The sequence below is a fragment of the Pseudomonas sp. Irchel s3b5 genome, from assembly GCF_900187435.1.
Lineage (GTDB): Bacteria > Pseudomonadota > Gammaproteobacteria > Pseudomonadales > Pseudomonadaceae > Aquipseudomonas.
On the sequence record NZ_FYDY01000048.1, the window covers coordinates 1 to 19974 of the forward strand.

Below are 19974 nucleotides of genomic sequence, written 5' to 3' on the forward strand. Positions count from 1 at the left end.
GGTGCTCGCGGCGGCTAAAAGCTCAGAAATAAGCGGATGATCTGATCGTTTTGGTCGATTCGCCGTTTTCAAAATCAGCGGAGGCTGAAGTCAGCCAGAAAAGCGTGACTACTTCAGACCATCCCTAAGCGCCCCAACGATCTCGAACTTGCGACTTATTAGGTGCGGCATTGGGCTTCCGGTACGTGCAACATGATGCCCCCGACGTATTCACGACTCATGGTCAGACAGAAAAAGGCATCGGTGTGATCGCATGCACGAGGGATACGGGGGAACTTGCTCGGGAGTGAACCAATAAGGTGATGTCTCTGAAATTTCTGTCAGATTCCCGCTAAGAGAGCTACGTGACCTTCCCATGAAGACCGCACATAAGATCGTGAGGTAAATTTACGCTATCGGCCCACACTATTTCAGAAGGAAATCTCTTTGAGCAGATTGCTGAACGACCTAACGTCTCGCGATGCCGTATTGGCAGCAATTCAGGAATTTGAATCGAGGGGTCGAGAATCCTTTCTTAAGACCTACGGGTACAAGCCATCAAGAAGCTACGTTCTTCAATACGAAGGCCGGACATACGACTCGAAAGCGATCGCTGGTGTTGCATACGGAAAGCAGCACGGCATACCACTTAAAGCTTCAGAGTTTTCCGGGGGAGAAAAAACTGTCGTTAAGTGTTTTGCTCAACTCGGTTTTTCTGCCGTTCAAACCCCACACCCAGCTCTCTTCCTGACCCGCGGATCCACCTACTTTAGAAAGGATCTTCGAGCCGCTTATGGAGGGCAACTACAGGCTGGTATTTGGACTCCTAAGAATTTCCCGGTCGTTTTCTTGTTCTCTGGTGAGAGTGGGAAAGCCTATGGATACCACGACGATTGGGTTGATGGCGTTTTCATGTACACCGGCGAGGGTCAAAACGGCCCCATGACATTCACCGGGGGCAACAAAGCAATTCGCGACCATAGAGCAAATGGCAATGATTTGATGCTTTTCAAAGATCAGGGGAAAGGCAAAGGCGTCCGCTACGAAGGGGTTTTCGAGTGCGCATCCTGGAAATTCGTAACGCGCCCAGACAAGGCAAACGAAAACCGGCAGGCCATTGTGTTTAACTTGATGCCCGTCTCCACAGACGCTCATTCCGAATCACCTTATCAGACCCCTCATCAATCCGCCCCGTCTACTGCTCCGAGCATTACAAACCTGAAAGCTGCCGCATATGCTGCTGCCGATGAGCAACCAATCCAAACCGACCCAACAGAAGTAAAGCGGTCGTGGTTCAAGCGAAGTGAAGCCGTGAAGCGCTATGTAATTGCCAGAGCGAACGGTAAGTGTGAAGCCTGCGATGAGCCTGCCCCCTTCAAAAAGAAAGACGGCACCCCCTACCTCGAACCTCACCACACCCACCGCCTGGCAGACGAAGGCCCAGACCATCCTGCATGGGTTGGAGCTATTTGCCCTAATTGTCATCGCCGCATCCATTCAGGTGAGGATGGGGAAACCTGGAATACCAGACTACAAGTTCGGCTGAGAGATATAGAACCTCTGGGCGAATGAAGATGTAGGTAAGAAGTTCCTTCAAGGTATCCTTTTAAAGGGAGGTGATAATCATCACAACCTCCCTCCTCACCGGCATCCCGATGGATCCTCCAGGTTGGTCTTTTATATATATAGGCCGATTCGACGCCCCACGGTTGATATGGTCTCCAGCCATGTGTTGGTAACAGTTTCGGAACCTTGACCTCAATCACCACTGCCAATGCCTATCCAATTACCTATGTAGGACTGCCGACTCATCAGATCGCCACGCCAGCCGTACCACGGATGTACAGTTACCTTGGTCGGTAGTGCCTTCCCTTGTCGAGTCACATGGATTAAGTCAGCGCGGGTCAAGTCTCCGACCTCTCGCTTGGTCCCGATATCGCACAGCTTGCCAAACCAGATGTTCCGACCAGCCAATCCAAGGAGGATCTGCCGGAATACATTAACGGCGCCTGCTGTGATCTCTCCTGTTCCGAGTAGGTCTAACAACTTGTCAGCCTCGACGGTCAGGTTGTTGATCCACTGGTCATGAACTGAAAGGATCTCAAGGAGTTCCTCAGAGGTGCGGGCAGCGATTGGGAAGCGGCATTGCGTGCCCACATCGGTGGTGATGGTGTGTTTCTTTATGGTGACCTTTTGACTCTCAAGGACTTCGCCGGTCTGGGTGTCGAAAATCAGTTCGTGGCCGGTAGTGGTGTCTTTGGTGGTGCGGAGCCGATTTGAAACGATGGTCATGACTGCCCCCTCCTGCTTACTGATCAACAAGCGGGAGTGCCTGTTGCCATAGTGAGGGGTTTTGCACCGCCGGATACAGTGAGGGTTTCTGGAAGACAAGCAGAGGACCGCAGTAGAGGTGCAAGCGCGGGCCCACCCCAACGCATTACCTGAGTTGGAATCGTCGCGTGGTGAGCATTACAGATGGTAGATTTTTCGGTTGATCGGAGGAAAGACCGCGCTGGGTGGTCAGGTCAAGCTCGGAACGACTGACATAGTGAGGGTTTTTCGAAGCCCGTCAGATTGCGCAAGTTCGATGCAACTGGAACCCCACCCATTGGCATTGCCTGGATGAGGATCGTCGCGTGGCGAGCGTTATCCGAAGTCGATTTTTCTGGCAGTCCGCGCAGGACTTAGGAAATCCCCCAGAGGTCCTCTCAATGGAAAAGCATGCCCAAAAATTGCCTGCGCAAATACGAAGAGTAAGCAAGCTACCTGCATCGAGGACGTTGTTGTGCGGCTTACAGATTTGAAGCCAAAGTCAGAATGGGGTTAGGTGCTTGCTGTAGCCGAATTTAACACCTGATGCGAAAAAGCCCCCGCACTCTCGCTGTTTTGTGCAGCTCTGGCACTCGGGCGCGTACTCATTTTTCCAGTCGCTGATTGACTTGCGGTAGTAGGGCTGAATGTCCGGATTCACCAAGCACAGCTGATGGTTATAGACCGAGATATTCATGCCGTACTTGGCCAGAATGCCAACCGATTTGCTGAGCGTGTCTTTGTACTCGACCGGGTCGATCCACAGTTCATCGAGATTGGCCCTGGTGAAGCCCATCATCTCAAGGCCCATCAGCGCCACATGGTCAACAAACAGCAGATTGCGTGCGATGAACTCACACAGTTCAGGCAGGCGCTGCACCGATAGTTTGTGAATGACGACTCGGATCTCAACCTTCTGACCCAAGCGCTTCAGATTGAGGATGCCCTGAATGGTTTCATCGAACGCGCCTTGGGCCTGGACGATGTAGTCATGCAGCGTCGGGTCCTCTGAATAGACAGGGATTCCAATCATCGCGTCGGGCAATTCAATCCGCGCATACTTTTCAGCGAACGCAGGGTCTTTGAAGCTACGCCCGTTCGAGAGAATATGGATTGCAGTTCTCGGCAGATAACTTTTTGTCAGGCTGATGATCTTAAGGAAGCGCTCCCGATTGGTCGTCGGCTCGCCCCCTGTAAAACCCAGCTCGCGGGTATCTTTTGGAATAAGCGGAATCAGACTCTCGATTTCGTCAAGTATCCACGAGTCATCAGCTGTCTTAGGCGGTTGTGAACACATAAGACAGTAATGATTGCATTGCTCGGTGACCAGGATGCTGTTGTGCGGCGACGATGCTCGAAACAACACGCTAATGCTCTGACGATCAGCAGAAAGCCGGATAATGTCACCATCACCGATGTAGTTGTAGTCATTCGGTAGGATCGAGTAATCGGAATCGGAAGGCAGTGCCTCAACCAACTGTCGATGTTTCTCAAGCAGAAGGTAGTGCGCGAAACCTCGGGGGATCTCCTGATCGGAAACCAAGTAGGCTATTTCCCGTCGCAAAACTTCTGGCAAATTCCGGCTGGTCGACACCTTGAGCAGAGTGAGGCTCCTATGAACATCAACCGCATGGATGCGGATAATCTTTCCGCCGAGTTTCAGCATCGATTGGCCCACCCCATAAAAATCCGTTTTGTTTGCTCATCACTTCCCATCAGCTCAATGAGATGCTTGAAAATCGCCATATTTCGCTTGCAGAAAGAGGACTCAGGTTTTCTTGCTACCACGTCCTTGTGAATGGCGTGATGGTAGACAGGCTCCGCTCCACAGTAAGGTTCAAATGCACAGTCAGAGCACATTGGAGCGCTTAAGGTGAAAGAGTTTTCCAGTGCATCCAGAAGCTGATCAGAAAGGATGATCTCCTCATATGAGTGCTCAAGAATGCTGCCCAGACGGAACGTATGATCTCCCATTTCGGCAAGCATACGGCTTTCATCTGAGGCGTAGACCGATCCGTCGTAGTTGAACACGATGGCTGCGATACCAGCACCGGCAGGGTTCATCAAATCAACGAACCCAGGGTCCCCTGATGTCAGCATTTTTGTCAGCACGAGCGAAGAATATTGCTCTACAAATCGTATGCCGGACTTGTTTAGCTCAATGATGTACTCAAGGCCTTCCTTGTAAAATTCCAGCCAGCGCTCCGTGTCATACGACATGAATTTTTTGGTCTTGATCGCAAAGCCGTAAGGAGAGAGCGTGCGGAGGAAGATGCCATCAAAGCCCAGGCGCAAGTATTCATCAATGATGTCGCGTGCTCGTGGCAGGCTCTTATCCGTGGTTGTCATTAGGGCTGACACTTGGTCATAGCCGAGGGCTGCACGGGCTTTCTTCAAGCCCTCCTCGAAACGCTGATGGCTATCTCGGCCTGGTCGTGGGCGATTTGCATTATGCAGATCCATTGGCCCGTCGAGCGAAGATGAAAGCACGATATTGTGCTGCTTACAGAAGTCGAGCACGTCATCCGTCAGTAGCGAAAGCGTGGTCGCAATGACGAACTGTAGGTCACGTCGTTCCTTGACGTTACGTTTTTTTGCCTCAAGAACAACGTACCTCACCATCTCGAAGTTCAGCAGTGGCTCGCCACCCTGAAATTCAATTTTGATGGCTCGATTGGGAGACCTAAAGACGAAATCAAGCGACCTATCTGCCATCTCCGTAGTCATGTCGAATTCGCCTTTGCTCTCCGACTGCCTTGAAACCTGGCAATACGGACAGCTATGGTCGCATCGAAGAGTCACTACAAAGATGTGCAGATTGGTGAACTCGGCCAGCCTGGACAATCGCGTGCGAATCTTGAGCGCCAGAAGCTGAAGTGGTGCTTGCTCGTTGGTGAAGCGAATGAACTGCTTGGACCGAAGCGTAGGAATCAGCTCTGATGAGAGCGGGAGCGTCTTGCTTATGATCGGTTCCAACATTGGCACCGGTATCACATGAAATTCGCCTGCCATGTTTGTAATGACATACTCGTCGTCATTCATGCGGTCGAATTTAAAGGGCAGTAACTCGTAGGTACGCTGCTGCGCGTAGAACTCCAGCTTTTGGAATTTACTCACTAATAAGCCCGGTTTTTGAAAAGGCCAGTCCGAGGATCAGGTTCTTGATCGGCTGCGTCTCAACTGCCAGACGGTGGCGAAGCTGATAATCAAGCGCATCCTTCTGGAACTCTTGGACGGCAGACAGAAAGGACTGCTCGTCAACACCGATATTCGATGACAAAGCGCAGACAAACTGGCCCTCATCAGGTGTGATATCAACCGTCAGGCTATTGATCGATCGATATGCAGCTTTCTGCAAAACCTGCGCGTCATAAAGCCGCTCATCAAAAACGAGCTTACGAGAGAAATCCATTATCGACCCGAATAGTGGGAGCTGTGGGAACTGTGCGAAGAGTGAGAGCTATGGGAGCTGTGGTACGCCATCAGCTGTCCCTGATCCCCTCGTTTGAGAACAAAGGCGAACAGATCATTGCCCCCGCGAACCGAAAGGTTCTCGCTTTGAGCTTCGGCTTGAAATGTGTTTTTGGCATCCGAGCTGGGCTCGACAACTTCATAAGTAGTTAGAGCAGAAGCCTGCTCTGTAGCGACGGCTGCAGCCAAAGTGGCCAGGGGAACCAGGAAGGAGCGCTTTTTCATTGCAAATATCCATATTGATATGATGGTTATTTGTTGAGTCTCGGTGACGCGCACTCATGATGTCAATGTGGAATCGACTGATGGCCTTTTACTCATCCACAATCCGACAGACGACATTTTCTCACTTTTCGGACTGCTTAATGTGATGGGCTATAAATCGAGTAAATGCTTAAGGCGCATATGGTGATGCTACCAATACTTGGCGAGTTCTCCAGATGAGCCATGATTGGACACCCTGGTATCGGAGCGCCCTTTCTTGATGCATCAGCCACCTGTTCGCCGACTTAAAAAACACACTCCCTGCCCCATGCAAGACGTAGCTGATTGCCCCCCGATAAATGCACAATGCGCTCTTCGCCAGTCCCCGAAGGGTCCTCAGCGACTTTCAAGGCGCAAGCTAAATAAATCACAGAGCATCTCAGCAGTGACCTCAACCGGCACTCCAGAACCGTATGTGTCAAACGTTATGGTCCCCGAGGCGTGCCCCATAACAGCCTGAGCATGAACGGTAGGTACGCCCTTGACCTGCATCAGCGAAGCCAAGGAATGGCGGAGTGAGTGGTATGTGAGACCAACCTTGTGTTCGCCTCCAAGAGCCTGGGGTATCGCCTGTCGATTCGCCCAATCCCCTGCTGTCTTGTACCCGATCTGAGCAAGTGCCTCGCCTTGCTTGGCTTTGCATTTCTCGACATATCGCATGAATGCCGCAAGGTCGAATCCGTAGGCTCCATCCGTCAACGGGACCAGTCGCTCACTGCGCTTGTTCTTGATTGACTTACCTTCCCCAGCCTCATTGATATGGATGGCCGTAATCCCCGACTCAAATGTCTGAATGTCGCTCGTGGTTAGCTGTGAGATTTCGTTGAGGCGCCCACCAGTGATGACCCCAAGACTAAGCAGCCAACGCTTCCATGAGGTCTCTGGGAGGTTGCTCGCGTAGTCCATCAGCTTGGCCACTTGAGGCTGTGAGAACGCCTTACGAGTGGACTCAAGGCCCTTGGTCAGCTTCAGCTTCTTGTCATATGTTTTGACCAGATGACCATTCTCGACAGCCCAAGCGAACACAGCCGACAGCTTCACGATCAGCTTGTTGACTGTGGATGCTGCCCGAGTTGCATGTAGGCGATCTCGCATGGCTACGAGGTCTGCCCTTGAGTGCCTCAGTAGGTCCAGGCCGCCCAGTTGCGCGGAGAGGACTCCATGACACAACTTGGTCTCTTTCAGTGTTGAAGCCTTCTGGTCTTGCCCACGATCTGCCAAGTAAAGCCCCGAGAGAGTCTCAAAGGTCATCGGTGGAGTTAAAACAGATGGGGAAGCAGGAACGGTCTCCCCCGCTGACCCTTGGTTGCCTTCAAGGTCCCGAATGATCTTCACCAACGGTACGGAGTCGCCTTGTAGTCGTGCCTGAGCAGCAATCATCACCTGCTTAGCGTTCATTACATGTTCGTGTTGATCAACACTGAGCGGCATCGTGGCAGCGACCTCAGCGAGGTTGGTCTTCACGTCTTCGTAAAGGTCGCCCCAGTCACGTAACGAATGAACCTCATGAGCAGCAGACAGCAGATTCTCAGCCACCCACAGCAGATGCTCCTTCAGCTCGCTAAAGGTCGCCTTGGGATGATCCAGATGGAATGCCTTGAGGGTCTCGGCAAGTCGTTTTGAAGCGTCCATAGCGGCTCGTCTATCGGAGGTCTTAAGGGAAACGGAAGCAGTCCGGGTGGTGCTGCCGGTTTCGCGGAGGCGCAGATAGTAAATGCCGTTGCGTCGATAGTGGTAGAGCTTGGCGAGTCGCGTACTCGGCCTCAGATGAATGGCAAAACTTGTGACAGCACTTGTGACAGGACGACGCTCTGCAAGGATGTTCATGGCGGTTAGCCCCCGTATTCATTGGGTTAACCTTTCTTTCCTTCCAGTTCTGGATGTACTGCCGCGAAGACCTGCGCAAGCTCAAGCGGATCACCCTGCTGTGGGATTACATCAGGGAGGTGACGGAGCAGAATCAGGGTCTGTTGATGGGTGAGAGTCGGGCGATGTTGTTCGCCGATTAGTCAGTCGGCGCTCACCACGATCGCTACCCGACGGTTTTCGGTGCGACCGGTCGCGGTGGTATTGGTGGCCACGGGCTCGCTGCTGCCCAGACCGCGCAGCTGGATGTTTTCCTGCTTCATGCCGACCGTGTTCAAGACCTTGGCAACGCTTTTCGCACGGCGCAAAGAAAGCTGTTCGTTGTAGGCCTCTTTACCCGACGCATCGGTGTGACCGTCGACACGCACGCGGTCGATACCCACGCCGAGCAGCGCCTTGCCAATGCGCTCGACGATTTCGCTGCTCTGCCGGTTCAGGCTGTCATCGTCGCTGCCAAACAATACTTTGCCGGACAACCCAAACTCCCAGCCATCATCGGTCAACTCGAAACCTTGCTGCTTGAGCACTGCGACTTGCGCCGGGGTCAGGCCTTTTTGCGGGGCTGTCTGGCATCCGGTCAGGCTGAACAACGCCATCAGCAGAGTCACGGTAACGAAACGCAGGGAACGCTGGGTAAAAGTGAACACGAAAAGTTAGCTCCTGTTTTGAACATCGGCGGCAGGGTACTCCGACCCTACCGTGTACTGTGCGCCTCGGGAGAGGCGTTTGGCCTGGTACATGGCACTGTCGGCAGCGCTGAGTAACGCACCGGGTGTCGTTCCATGATCGGGGTAAACGGCGACGCCGATACTGAGTGAGGTCAGCACTTGTGCATCCCCCGGCACCAGAATCGGTATCTCCATGCTGGCGAGAATCTTGTCGGCAATCCGTTCGGCATCTTCGGTTTTGTAAAGCGGCGTCAGCAGCACGGCAAACTCATCGCCGCCCAAACGCGCCACCAGATCCTCTTCACGCAGCTGCGCGCGAATCCTGTTGGCCACAGCCATCAGCACCGCATCGCCCGCCGCGTGGCCGAAGTTGTCGTTGATTTCCTTGAACCGGTCGCTGTCCAGGAACAGCACTGCAACGCGCTCGCCAAGCTTGTTGGCGTTACGTAACGCGCGCATCAGGCGGCCCTCGAAAAATGCCCGGTTGGGCAGCCCGGTAAGACTGTCATGACTGGCCTGGTGCGCCAGGGATTCGTTTTCGCTTTGCAGGTGCGACTGCCAGGCTTCGAGCTCATCCAGCAGGGCATTGAAGTCATTACCGAAGTCGTCGAGTTCGACAATGTCCGCCGGTGGCACGCGTCGATCGAACGCTCGCTCGCTGCGAGCGGCATGGGCGACAGCGGCCAGGTTGCGCAATGGCTTGGTGATCCCGCGAAGCTGTCGGCGCGCCAGAAACAGCGCAACCCAGGCACTGATAGCCGTGCATAACACGATGCCCATCAAGCCGCTGAGCAGGAAACGCATCAGGCTGCCACCGTGCCCAGTGAGCACGATGCTGCCGATTTCTCGCCCCTGATGGAGGATCGGCATGTTGATGGGTTCTTCCAGAAAGGTTTTGGCAATGTGCAGTTCGAGCCTGGACAGCAAGCCGGTGTCCGGTCGCTGCCAGCGCGCCAGCAATTGGCCCTGCTGATCAAACACCTGGGCGTCTGCCACTTCTTCGGTGGACGCAATCAACGCCAACGCTTCGGTGGCCGCCGCTTCATCGTTGAACACCACCGCGGCTTCCACGGTGTAATTGATCGACCGTGCGATCAGATGCAGGTTGTGATCGGCATAGACCCGCAGAGCCAAAACGCCGAGCAATGTCATAGAAACGCTGGCCATGGCAACGCCCACCAGGGCCACGATCAAATTGCCGCGGCCGATGACCGAACGCAAAGTTGGGCGACCGCCCGGTTTAAGTAGGTTCATGGCGCCGCCGGCTTGCGGCGTGACAGTTGCAGCACGCTCGGATGAATGCGCACACCACTGCGGGCAACGGAGTCGAGATTGACCTCGAAAGAAACCTGTTCATCACTGACCCGCAGACAAAACAGGCTACCGACGGTGCAAGGGTCATCGCTTTCACTGATGCTCAGTACGGGGTGCCCGATCAGTGCTGCAAACAGTCGGGTGCGCTCCTCGGCGGTCAACTTGCCGACGTACACCGCATCACAGCCGCTGGCAATCGAGGGGTTGTCGGCCAACAGCCGTTGCACCGACACCGGTCGACCGGTCGCCTGGGTCGTACCTTTGACCAGGTCGTCGGTGTATTCGGTAGGTCCCACCAGGCACAAACGCAGCAGCACAGGCTCGACGGGCCAACGGGCGTAACTGAGAATGCCAAGCACCACCTGAGTGACCGCTTTGGCGCGTTGATCCGCCATGCTCACCGGGGTTTGCGATTGCGCGGACACAACGTTGGCCATCAGGCAAAGAAGAATGGCAAGCAGCGCTTTTCTACCGCCAACGACGCGCTCTGTCGTCCAGACAGCCACCTTCATGCAGGGATACTCTTTGACCGGAGCGAAATGATGCCGCAACGATAGCACAGCGGCGAAACGCCAGCGAGGCCACGGACTACGGCACTTTGGCCAACTTCCTACGACCCTCCGCCAAATTTCACCCTGCGGCTTCGATGTTTTCCTTCAGCTCCAGCATCAATCCGCTCAAGCGTTTGACCTTGCGCCGTACCGCTTCTTCAAATACCCCTGCCCGCGGTTCGATCAAGGTAAACCAGTCTTTGGCACGGGTTATCCCGGTGTAGACAAGCTCCTTGGTCAGTACCGGGTTCAACGCATCGGGAAGAATCAATGCGGTATGCGCAAATTCCGACCCCTGGGATTTGTGCACGGTCATGGCGTAGACGGTTTCCACATCATTGAGTCGACTTGGCAGCACAAAACGCACACCGCCCTGCCCGTCGTTACGGGGAAAGGCCACCCGCAGGACATGCTTGCCGGCTTGAGAGCCTTCGCGTTCTGGCAGTTTGAGCGCAATGCCGATGTCGCCGTTCATCAAGCCCAGACCGTAATCGTTGCGCGTCATCAGCACGGGTCGTCCCTCGTACCACTGCTGGTCGCTGTCAATCAGCCGCGCCTTCAGCAACGCCGCGGTCACTCGCTGGTTCAACCCTTCCACACCCCACGGCCCTTTGCGCACAGCGCACAACAACTGGAAGGCGTCGAAGGCCTGCAGGACCTGTCTAGCCCACTCGGTCCAGCACGAATCTTCAAGCGGTCTATCGAGTGGTGGTCGTTGATTGCGCAGCAGGCTCAAGTAATGGCGATAACCTTGTGGTCCCTCACCATGACCTTCGAGCAACAAGCGCTCCAGCGCGCGATCCTGTTCATTCTTGAGGGACAGGCAAAACACATCGTCGTGGCTGCGTACCGCCAACAATCTGCGGGCTTCCTCGGGCTGCTGTTGGTTGACCCATCGGGCCAACTGGCCAATACCGCTGCCCTCACCGAATCGCCGCGAGTGCCGCAGCATGACCACTTGCTGAGCCAATGGATGGGTGCCTTGGCTATCTTCCTGCAACCCGCTGGTCTCCAGGCTTTCACCGCTGGCGGCCTCGAGCCACTGACGTGTCTGCGGGCTGTACCATCCGGCTTCGGCGTCGCGACACAGATCCCCGAGAACGGCACCCGCCTCCACCGACGCCAACTGATCCTTGTCACCCAGCAGCACAAGGCGAGCATGAGGCGGCAACGCGTCGAGCAGGTTGGCCATCATTTCCAGGTCGATCATCGATGCTTCGTCCACCACCAATACGTCCAGCGGCAAACGATTAGCCGCGTGATGCCGGAAATGCCGCGTCCCGGGACGGCTGCCCAACAGGCGGTGAACGGTGGTGACGTCGGACGGGATTTTATTGCGTACGGCTTCCGTGACCTTCAGCGTCCTGACTTGCTGGCTGATGGACTCGGTGAGGCGCGCTGCCGCTTTACCGGTCGGAGCGGCGAGGCGAATACGCAGCGGCTTTCCAGCCTCCACGGCAGGTGCCTGAAGCAGTGCCAGCAAGCGCACGACTGTCGTGGTTTTACCCGTTCCCGGACCACCGGTAACGATACTGAAGGCGCCGCGAGTCGCCAGTGCGCAGGCCAGCTTTTGCCAGTCGATGACCTCACCGGGCCTGGCCGGACCGAACAGCTCGGTGAGCCGCTGCAACAAGTCACTCGGTGTAGCTTCATGCGCGGCCAGACGTTCGCGCAACGAATTGTCGATACGCCGTTCGTAGGCCCAATAGCGGCGCAGATACAAGCGTTTGCCTGACAGCACCAAGGGCCGATGCTGCACCGCTTCACGCTCGTCAGCCGCCAATGCAACCAGACCGCTGGACGCCAGCACTTTGCACCAATGGGCACCGTCCACCGCTTCCAGCAACTGCGACGGCAGCAACATCACGCCACTCTGCTGATCACCTTCCGGAGGCAGCGACAGGGCGAAGTCCGGCTCCTTGAGTGTCTCGAACAAATCAAGGCAAACGTGGCCGTGACCCAACTGGTGGCTGGTCAACGCAGCCGCCAGTAACACCAAAGGATCATCTGCTGGCGCCAGCTCATGAAGAAAGGACACGAAGGCCTTGTCCAGCGCCCGCAGCCAGCCACGTTCGACCCAACGCGTCAGCAATCTCAACAAGTCGTCGGCGCGCTCCAACGGTTTGAGATCCGTGAGGCTGTCGGTAACCGTCAGCACGTCGGCGAAGGTACGGCTCATAGCAATACTCCTTGTTCCCAGGCGGGTTCGACCCTGGGCTGCGGTTTACCCTGGAACAGACGGTCCAGTTGCTCGATCAGCTCCCTTGGCGGCCGGGCGAAGTACGCACCCTGGCTGGGCGCCCGCGTACCCCGCAGGAACAGATACAGCGCACCTCCGACATGCCGGTCGTAGTCGTAATCGGCAAGCCTGGCTTTGAGTTGGCGGTGCAGCGCCAGAAGGTACAACACGTATTGCAGGTCATAGCGGTTGTCGAGAATCGACTGCTCCATCGCCTGCTCGGTATAGGCCGCATCGTCGACGCCGAGCCAGTTGGATTTGTAATCGGCGACGTAATAGCGGCCGTCATGCTCGAAAGTAAGGTCGATGAATCCCTTGAACATGCCGTTAAGCAAAACCGGTTCGGCCGCCACACGGGCCACGCCGTTATGGGTGTATTGGCAGACCAGTGCATCGAGTTTGAGCACGTCGACTTTGTGGCTGGCAAACCAGAATTCCATTTCGACCTGGTACTGACTCAACGCTTCGAATATCACGGGCGCCTGCCCGCTACCGACAGGCAGCGGGGACTTGAGCAGATGCTGCAGCCAGTCACTGAGCGTGGTTATCCAGCCCTCCCAGCCCCGGCGGTTACAGCGACGGGCAATGGCCTCTTCCACGGCTTTGGGCGTGGCAGCGAAACCTTCGTTGCCGGCCCACTCAAGCAAACCGTGGAGAAAAGTACCGGGGTTCGGCCCCCGCGGGAATCGATGGATATCGGCACCACCCGCGATCATTTCCCGTGGTGCCTGTGGATCGAGACGTTCGTCGTCGAAGAGTTTCTGGGCCTGCGGGCTCTCAGGCGCTTCATCGCTGCCGATGCTCAGACTGTCACCAATACGCAACGCGCTGTAGGAGGCGATCCACCAGTTTTCACTGGCCTTGCGTTGTGGAATCAGCGGAGCCAGCAACGCCGCAGTGTTCTGCGGCGGGTGGTAAAGCTCGGCACTGGCTTCTGGCATGTCACTGCAGCCTATCGCGGGGCAACCCTGCTGCAGGTCGCGCAGCCAGACGCTCAGCCCCGCCGATTCACCCAGAGAAGACCCGCCGCCCAATAGATAACCCAATGCCGACAGATGCAGCACCGAACTGTTGTTATTGCCGCGTTTGAGATCGGTCACGCCGAGCCAACAGGCATGTTGCGCCCGGGTCAAGGCCACATAGAGCAAACGCAGATCTTCCGCCAGACGTTCGTCGTCGGCCAGGGCGATCAACTCGGGCGTCGGTTTCAACGTCACTTGAGCCTTACCCGTCGCGTCGTGGTAATGCAACGGCAGACGGCTGCCATCCACCGGCTTCGCCGAACAAATGAACGGCAGAAACACCAAGGGATATTCAAGCCCTTTGGACTTGTGAATGGTCACGACCTTGACCAGTTGCTCGTCGCTCTCCAGACGCAGGATCTGCTCTTCACCGGCCTGCCCGGACAACGCCAGATGCTCGGATAAATGTCGGATCAGCGCTTGCTCGCCATCCAGTTCGGCGGCGGCCTGTTGCAGCAGCTCGGACAGGTGCAACAGATTGGTCAGTACCCGTTCGCCATCGCTGCGGGCAATCAACGCCTGGGGCAGCCGGAAGTCGTGCAGCAAGCGGCGAAGCATTGGCAAGACGCCCTGCTTGCGCCACAGCTCGCGATAGCTGCGGAACTGCATGACCCGCGCTTCCCAGGCCAGCTCGTCCTGGTTCAGCTGTTCCAATTCTGCCAGCGACAGGTTCAACGTGATGCTGGCCAATGCGGCCCGCAGCGGTCGCTCGACATCCGGCTCGGCACAGGCTTTGAGCCAGGTCAGGACGTCGTGGGCTTCCTGCGCGGCGAACACTGAATCCTTGTCCGACAGATAAACACTGCGCACGCCTCGGGCCGCGAGTTCAGCGCGCACGGCCTGCGCCTCCTTGCCATCGCGGACGAGGATCGCGATGTCCGCGGGCATCAGGCCTTTGAATTCGTTGTCGCGCAGGAAGCCCGCTCGACCTTGTTGTCCACCGTTGAGCAATGCTGTGATTTCACTGGCACACGCCGCGGCCAGTTGCTGGCGGTACACCGCACCGGACAAGGGCTGTTCGGCAGGCAAGTGCCAGATATTCAGCGCCGGGACGGGTTGATGGTTGATCTGCAGAACTTCTTTGCGCCCCTGCGAATCGACCGGCAGGAACGGGACAGGGTTATCACCGTCTTTCTCGCGAAACAGAAAAGCTCCGCGCCCGGATTCGCGGCACTCGGCATATTCAAATACATGGTTCACGGCATCGACCATGCCGTGACTGGAACGGAAGTTGGTCCCTAATGTATGCAGGCGCCCGGTGGTTGCCTGACGGGCGCGAAGGTAGGTGTAGATGTCGGCACCGCGAAAAGCATAGATCGCCTGTTTCGGGTCGCCGATCAGGAACAGACCGCTTTCTGGATTGTTGTCCTCAATGCGGTAGATGCTTTCGAAGATCCGGTACTGCACCGGGTCGGTGTCCTGGAACTCGTCGATCAGCGCTACCGGGAACTGTTCGCGGATCAAGGTCGCCAGGCGCTCACCACCCTCAGACTGCAACGCGGCATCGAGGCGCAACAGCATGTCGTCGAAACCCATTTCCGCACGACGACGTTTTTCCTCCTCGAAGCGCGCACCGACCCAATGGGCAGCGTGTTGCAACACCACGGCATCGGGCGTCGGCAAACTGTCGAGACAGGCTTTCAGACCCGGCATGGCGTCCAGGCCTGGATGATTGGGCGCGTCTCCCTTCTTCCAGGCTTCAGCCATACCGTCAGGTGTGAGGCGCGTGAAACCGGTACCGATGTCCAGTTGCTCAACGGCTTCGTCTCCAGCCCAGGCTTTGATTTTTTCAAACCAGGGTTCGAAGTAGCGGGCCTGCATCTTGCGGCCGTCGACACTTTTACTGGCAACCCCTTCGTGACAGATCGCCAGCAGCTCGTCGGCCCACTGACACCAGGGTTGCTTGAGCTCAAGCAAAGCGGCTCGCCGCTCTTGTAAACATTCGCTGATCAACTCTGCGGGCTCTTTACCGGGGAGGGTCTCCCGCTCGCTGGCAAACAATCCGCGAATTCGCGGTAGCAAAGCAGCGGGCCCGCCCCAATTGCCGCGTACCCAGTTCAGCGCATCGCCTTGCATGGGGTAGCAAAACAATCGCCAATAGTCGCGCAACACTTCACCGAGCAGATCGCTGTGATCGGTTTCCAGGGTCTGGGTGAACAGGCTGCCACTGTCGAACGCGTGCTCACGCAACATGCGCTGACACCAACTGTGAATGGTCGAGACCGCTGCTTCGTCCATCCATTGCGCGGCGATATCCAGGCGATTTGCACATCCGGCCCACTGCTCGGCCGGATACTGATCACGCAACTCGGCAATCAGTCCGTCCGGAGCGGGAGTTTCATCGCGGAAGAATCGAGCCGCTTCGGCCAGTCGTGTACGAATGCGCTCACGCAGCTCTTTGGTAGCGGCATCGGTAAAGGTCACAACGAGGATCTGCGGAGGCAACAGCTCACGCCCAAAACCGTCGGACTCCCCACCATGGCCGAGGACCAGGCGCAGGTACAGCGCTGAAATCGTGAAGGTCTTGCCGGTCCCTGCGCTGGCTTCGATCAACTGGCTGCCGCGCAGCGGGAATGCCAGGGCCAGAGGTATTTTGGTGGTCATGGGCGGACCTCCGCGCTGGACAATGAACGCCAAGAGGCCTCAAGTAACGGTCGATACAGTGCATCGCACCAGTCGAAGAATGTTTCATCGGCGGTCAACGCATCGTAATCGGCAAACTGCCTTGCAAGCGCAATGCTCTCTCGTCGCTCCCCGTTGGTAGTCAGCCCATCCCCTTCATAGGCTTTTCGAGCGGCTGCTTCGGCTTTGACCGTATCGGTCTGCCCCAACCAGGCGAAGGCCGTTTTGACCGCAATCGGAAGTGGCTGACGCATACCCGATTGCCAGGCGAGCAACAGGTCTCCCAGAATTCGCTGTGCTGAATTCACGTCCATTGGCGCGAGCACCAGACTGTCATCGCTGGCCACCAACGCGGTGGTCATCGACAGACCGCTGGCGCAAGCGGCCAGATGATTGACCCACGGCCGGGTCAGGCGATGCCATTTGCGGGACTTGATCGAACCGATGCTGTTGGGGATTGTGGTCACCGACAGCAAACCACCGTCTGCCCGTTGATGCAGCCCACTGAGCCATCCCTCGATGCGCAACTCATGCAACTCCAGGCTCACCGGTAATGCGCTGGTCAGCGGCGTTGGCCATAGCGCCAGGAGCTGTTGATAACGTTGCAGCAAATCCGGCAACGGTTCGATCAACTCTCGCTGGAGGCATTCGCCAAAACCTGCCATGGGCAGCAATCCACTGTTCTGTAGACGCTGGGCTTGTAGTTGCAACGCCTGATCGGTGTCATCCAGATCGGCCATGGCGGCTTCAAGCAAACGGTCACTCAAGTTGTAGCGTTGCAAGGCATCAAGGACAAAGGGTTCTTCATCGGCCAGAGGCACTTCGGCAGCCTCGAAGTACACTTTCAGCCGCTGACTGAAGAAATGTCGCACCGGGTTGCGCAGGAAATCCTGCAACTGACCGAGCGTCAGCGGCTCATCCTGAATGTGGGCATCAAGCAACTCGATATCAGGTGTTTGCACAGTGATTTGATGCAGCACTTGCCACTCGTTGGCATAGCTGAACAGGTCATCGCCTTCGTGGAAATAACGGGCGCTAAATGGTTGCAGGGGATGTTCCTGAGTAATGGCTTCAAGCAGGTCTTCGTCGGACTTGGTGAGTCGCCAACCGCTTGCGAGATGATCCCGTAGCTGACCGATCAGCACTGACGCGGGGCGTTCGCTGTTGTCGCGAATGCTGCGTCCGACCCAACTGATGTAGAGCTGCTCACGTGCTGACAACAGAGCCTCCAGCAGCAAGTAACGGTCGTCTTCGCGTCGCGAGCGATCACCGGGACGGTAGTCGCTGCCCATGAGGTCGAAGTCCAGCGGCGGTTGTGCCCGCGGGTAGTCGCCATCATTCATGCCAAGCAAGCAGACCAATTTGAACGGAATCGCACGCATCGGCATCAGCGTGCAGAAATTCACCGCTCCCGCCAAAAAGCGTTGAGACAATCGCCCCTGATCAAGACCCGCAAGCCAGGCTTCGCGGACGACGGTCAGCGGCAGTTCGTCTTGCAGACCTACAGATTCACAACTCTCAAGCCACGCTTCGCGCAACGCTTCCAGCTGGGTCAGCAAATAGTCGTCGTGCTCGTTACTGGCCTGAAAGAAGAGTGACAGCAACGCCTGCAAGCGCAGGCTCCATTGCAGGGGCGATGCTGGCTGTGTCAGTTCCTGGTGAGCAACCTCCAGTGCATCCAGCAACGCAACCAATGGACCGATGAGCGCAGCATCCAGTCCGCCGATCTCGTCGTAGGGTTCGATTTCGCCACAGGCACTGCCGTTGCCGACCGCGTAACCGAGCAACATTCGCCGCAGACCGAAACGCCAACTGTTTTGCTCCAGCGCTGGCGGCAAACCAAGACCTGCGCGCTGTTGAGCATTTATGCCCCAACGAATGCCAGCGCCTTCGATCCAGCGGTGCAGCGTCGGCAGGTCACGTTCCTCTACGCCAAAGCGGGCGCGCAATGCCGGAACGTCCAGCAAATCGAGAATCTCGCTGACAGGAAAGCGACTGTCAGGCAGCTTGAGCAAGTGTTCGACAGCAATCAGTAACGGATCACGACCACGCTGCCCTTGGTCAGACAGTGTGAAAGGGATGAATCGCGGATCATGCCGCTCAAGCTGACCGAACACTGCACGAATATGCGGTGCGTAGCTGTCGATGTCGGGGACCATCACAATCACGTCACGAGGACGTAGCTGTGGATTTTCGCTGAAGCGCGCGAGCAACTGATCGTGAAGGATCTCTACTTCGCGTTGAGCGCTATGAGCGATGTGGAAACGGATCGACTCGTCCTCCTCCAGGCTCACTGCTGGCCATAGCTCGCGGGTTTCGTTCAGGGGGCGTAGTTCGAGGATGTCATCCTGCAACTGATTGAGCATATTCAGTGGCTGACTATCACTGAACAAATCGATCCTGCCGTCACGAAATGCCGAGCGATAGCTGTTGGGATCGTCATAGCTGTCGAGCAGATTGATGTAGTCACGCCCCTGCTTGCCCCATGCGGCCAATAGCGGATGGGCATGTTGATGAAGCGTTTGGGAGTCGAGTACGACCGGCATGCCACTCTTGCGCGCCTGTCGTTTGTATTGATGCCGTAACAGGTCTTTATCGGCGACGATGTCTGCCCAATGGTGACGACAGGGATTATGTACACACAGTAGAACCTGGCTGAATCGAGCCAGCCCGGCTAGAGCTTCAAGGGCTTGAGCGGGAAGAGAGGAAATACCAAAAACGATCACCCGCGAAGGCAACCCCGGTGGGGCAACCTCGAGGTTGTTGATGCGCTCGATGAACCGCTGATGGACGCCGGCACGGCTTTGCGCCATGCCCTCTTCACCAACATCCAATAGAAGTGCACGCCATAGCTCGGCCTGCCAGCAATTGGCCGCAGTCAGTGGCCTGGTTTCTCCTCTGCCACTGCGCAATTGGTGCCGACCTTCTGCCCAGTCTTCGAGCCAGTCGGCGCGGTACACCTGATACTGGTCGAACAAATCCGCCAGCCGTTCAGACAATTGATAGCGTTTTCGCAGATCGCTGTCATTGGTCAGGAAGCGCTGTAGCGGTTCGAAGTGTGGTTCATTGATCAACTGCGGAAGCAGGCGCATCAGACGCCAGGTCAGTGGCGTCTTATCAAGCAGGGACTTGACCGGAATTTCGTCACGACCCAGGACCATGCGATAGAGCTGCCACATGAAACTGCCGGGCAACTGCACATCGATGGCCGCGGCGATTCCGCAGCCACCCATATCGTCATCTTCAGCATCTTCAGCCAGTGCCAGTTTCAGCCATTGGGCGATGCCGTTGCTCTGCACCAGGGCGATTTCATTTTCCAGGGGGGCCAGCGGGTAACGCCGCATCCAGCTCACCACCAGGCTGCGTAACTCGTCCAGGCGGTTACCGTGAACCACCATAAAACCAGCACTGAGGGACGTTGCGTCCGGCATAAAGGCTTCCTTGGAAAATACAAACGCTAGGGCCGAACCTTAGCATTGTCGGGAGACGCTGACAGCGGGGACCTGTCCGTCATTGCTGTACGAACTTTCCTGCGGACAAAACAAAACCCCAACTGCTTTCGCAATTGGGGTTTCGGAATTTAATCTTGACGATGACCTACTCTCACATGGGGAAACCCCACACTACCATCGGCGATGCATCGTTTCACTGCTGAGTTCGGGATGGGA

Annotated in this window: 13 protein-coding genes and 1 pseudogene; 2 read left to right on the forward strand and 12 right to left on the reverse strand. The window is 56.4% G+C overall.

Annotated features, from left to right (window positions below; translation table 11 throughout):
• Window positions 1-426 precede the first annotated feature (426 nt).
• Window positions 427-1551 (forward strand): HNH endonuclease signature motif containing protein, encoded by a 1125-nt coding sequence (locus tag CKW15_RS27025; RefSeq protein WP_095153016.1) that lies wholly within the window; start codon window positions 427-429, stop codon window positions 1549-1551.
• Between the two features lie 186 nt (window positions 1552-1737).
• On the opposite strand, the gene CKW15_RS27030 is transcribed toward CKW15_RS27025, so the two are convergent.
• The 6 genes from CKW15_RS27030 to CKW15_RS27055 all read right to left on the reverse strand — a co-directional run bounded on the left by CKW15_RS27030 (window position 1738) and on the right by CKW15_RS27055 (window position 7851).
• The gene (locus CKW15_RS27030) at window positions 1738-2271 is read right to left on the reverse strand and encodes a hypothetical protein (RefSeq protein WP_095153017.1); all 534 of its coding nucleotides are present in this window, start codon (window positions 2269-2271) and stop codon (window positions 1738-1740) included.
• Window positions 2272-2791: 520 nt separating this feature from the next.
• Entirely contained in the window at window positions 2792-3955 is a 1164-nt protein-coding gene (hxsC, locus tag CKW15_RS27035) for a His-Xaa-Ser system radical SAM maturase HxsC (protein WP_095153018.1), read from the reverse strand.
• Complete coding sequence (gene hxsB / locus CKW15_RS27040; RefSeq protein ID WP_095153019.1) at window positions 3949-5406, reverse strand: His-Xaa-Ser system radical SAM maturase HxsB; 1458 nt, start codon at window positions 5404-5406, stop codon at window positions 3949-3951. The genes hxsC and hxsB overlap by 7 nt, the downstream gene beginning before the upstream one ends.
• Window positions 5399-5701, reverse strand: coding sequence for a His-Xaa-Ser system protein HxsD (gene hxsD, locus CKW15_RS27045; RefSeq protein WP_095153020.1), 303 nt, complete (start codon window positions 5699-5701; stop codon window positions 5399-5401). The genes hxsB and hxsD overlap by 8 nt, the downstream gene beginning before the upstream one ends.
• Window positions 5701-5985, reverse strand: coding sequence for a His-Xaa-Ser repeat protein HxsA2 (gene hxsA2, locus CKW15_RS29230; RefSeq protein WP_095153021.1), 285 nt, complete (start codon window positions 5983-5985; stop codon window positions 5701-5703). Before hxsA2 ends, hxsD begins: the two co-directional genes overlap by 1 nt.
• Before the next feature lie 375 nt (window positions 5986-6360).
• Window positions 6361-7851 carry a tyrosine-type recombinase/integrase gene (locus tag CKW15_RS27055; RefSeq protein ID WP_256583282.1) on the reverse strand — a complete coding sequence of 497 codons (1491 nt, stop codon included), beginning with the start codon at window positions 7849-7851 and terminating at the stop codon, window positions 6361-6363.
• A gap of 41 nt (window positions 7852-7892) precedes the next feature.
• Between CKW15_RS27055 and CKW15_RS27060 the strand changes: the two are divergent.
• Window positions 7893-8033 (forward strand): annotated as a pseudogene (locus CKW15_RS27060) (LysR family transcriptional regulator); the annotation flags it as partial.
• On the opposite strand, the gene CKW15_RS27065 reads toward CKW15_RS27060, so the two are convergent.
• The 6 genes from CKW15_RS27065 to recC all read right to left on the reverse strand — a co-directional run bounded on the left by CKW15_RS27065 (window position 8034) and on the right by recC (window position 19737).
• Window positions 8034-8537: an OmpA family protein gene (locus CKW15_RS27065; RefSeq protein WP_256580337.1), complete on the reverse strand. Its 504-nt coding sequence runs from the start codon at window positions 8535-8537 to the stop codon at window positions 8034-8036.
• Window positions 8538-8543: 6 nt separating this feature from the next.
• Entirely contained in the window at window positions 8544-9812 is a 1269-nt protein-coding gene (locus tag CKW15_RS27070; protein ID WP_095058335.1) for a diguanylate cyclase domain-containing protein, read from the reverse strand.
• Window positions 9809-10384 (reverse strand): YfiR family protein, encoded by a 576-nt coding sequence (locus CKW15_RS27075; protein WP_095058334.1) that lies wholly within the window; start codon window positions 10382-10384, stop codon window positions 9809-9811. The genes CKW15_RS27070 and CKW15_RS27075 overlap by 4 nt, the downstream gene beginning before the upstream one ends.
• A gap of 118 nt (window positions 10385-10502) precedes the next feature.
• Window positions 10503-12602: an exodeoxyribonuclease V subunit alpha gene (recD, locus tag CKW15_RS27080; protein WP_095058333.1), complete on the reverse strand. Its 2100-nt coding sequence runs from the start codon at window positions 12600-12602 to the stop codon at window positions 10503-10505.
• A complete protein-coding gene (gene recB / locus CKW15_RS27085) occupies window positions 12599-16288 on the reverse strand; it encodes an exodeoxyribonuclease V subunit beta (protein WP_095153023.1) in 3690 nt (1229 codons plus the stop codon). The genes recD and recB overlap by 4 nt, the downstream gene beginning before the upstream one ends.
• Window positions 16285-19737 carry an exodeoxyribonuclease V subunit gamma gene (gene recC / locus CKW15_RS27090; protein ID WP_095153024.1) on the reverse strand — a complete coding sequence of 1151 codons (3453 nt, stop codon included), beginning with the start codon at window positions 19735-19737 and terminating at the stop codon, window positions 16285-16287. Before recC ends, recB begins: the two co-directional genes overlap by 4 nt.
• Between the last annotated feature and the right edge of the window lie 237 nt (window positions 19738-19974).

Excerpts from the sequence above, each read along its gene's own strand:
- CKW15_RS27030 (WP_095153017.1), bottom strand. The coding sequence starts at position 2,271 with ATGACCATCGTTTCAAATCGGCTCCGCACCACCAAAGACACCACTACC.
- hxsC (WP_095153018.1), bottom strand. The coding sequence starts at position 3,955 with ATGCTGAAACTCGGCGGAAAGATTATCCGCATCCATGCGGTTGATGTT.
- hxsD (WP_095153020.1), bottom strand. The coding sequence starts at position 5,701 with ATGGATTTCTCTCGTAAGCTCGTTTTTGATGAGCGGCTTTATGACGCG.
- hxsA2 (WP_095153021.1), bottom strand. The coding sequence starts at position 5,985 with ATGAAAAAGCGCTCCTTCCTGGTTCCCCTGGCCACTTTGGCTGCAGCC.
- CKW15_RS27055 (WP_256583282.1), bottom strand. The coding sequence starts at position 7,851 with ATGAACATCCTTGCAGAGCGTCGTCCTGTCACAAGTGCTGTCACAAGT.
- CKW15_RS27070 (WP_095058335.1), bottom strand. The coding sequence starts at position 9,812 with ATGAACCTACTTAAACCGGGCGGTCGCCCAACTTTGCGTTCGGTCATC.
- CKW15_RS27075 (WP_095058334.1), bottom strand. The coding sequence starts at position 10,384 with ATGAAGGTGGCTGTCTGGACGACAGAGCGCGTCGTTGGCGGTAGAAAA.
- recD (WP_095058333.1), bottom strand. The coding sequence starts at position 12,602 with ATGAGCCGTACCTTCGCCGACGTGCTGACGGTTACCGACAGCCTCACG.
- recB (WP_095153023.1), bottom strand. The coding sequence starts at position 16,288 with ATGACCACCAAAATACCTCTGGCCCTGGCATTCCCGCTGCGCGGCAGC.
- recC (WP_095153024.1), bottom strand. The coding sequence starts at position 19,737 with ATGCCGGACGCAACGTCCCTCAGTGCTGGTTTTATGGTGGTTCACGGT.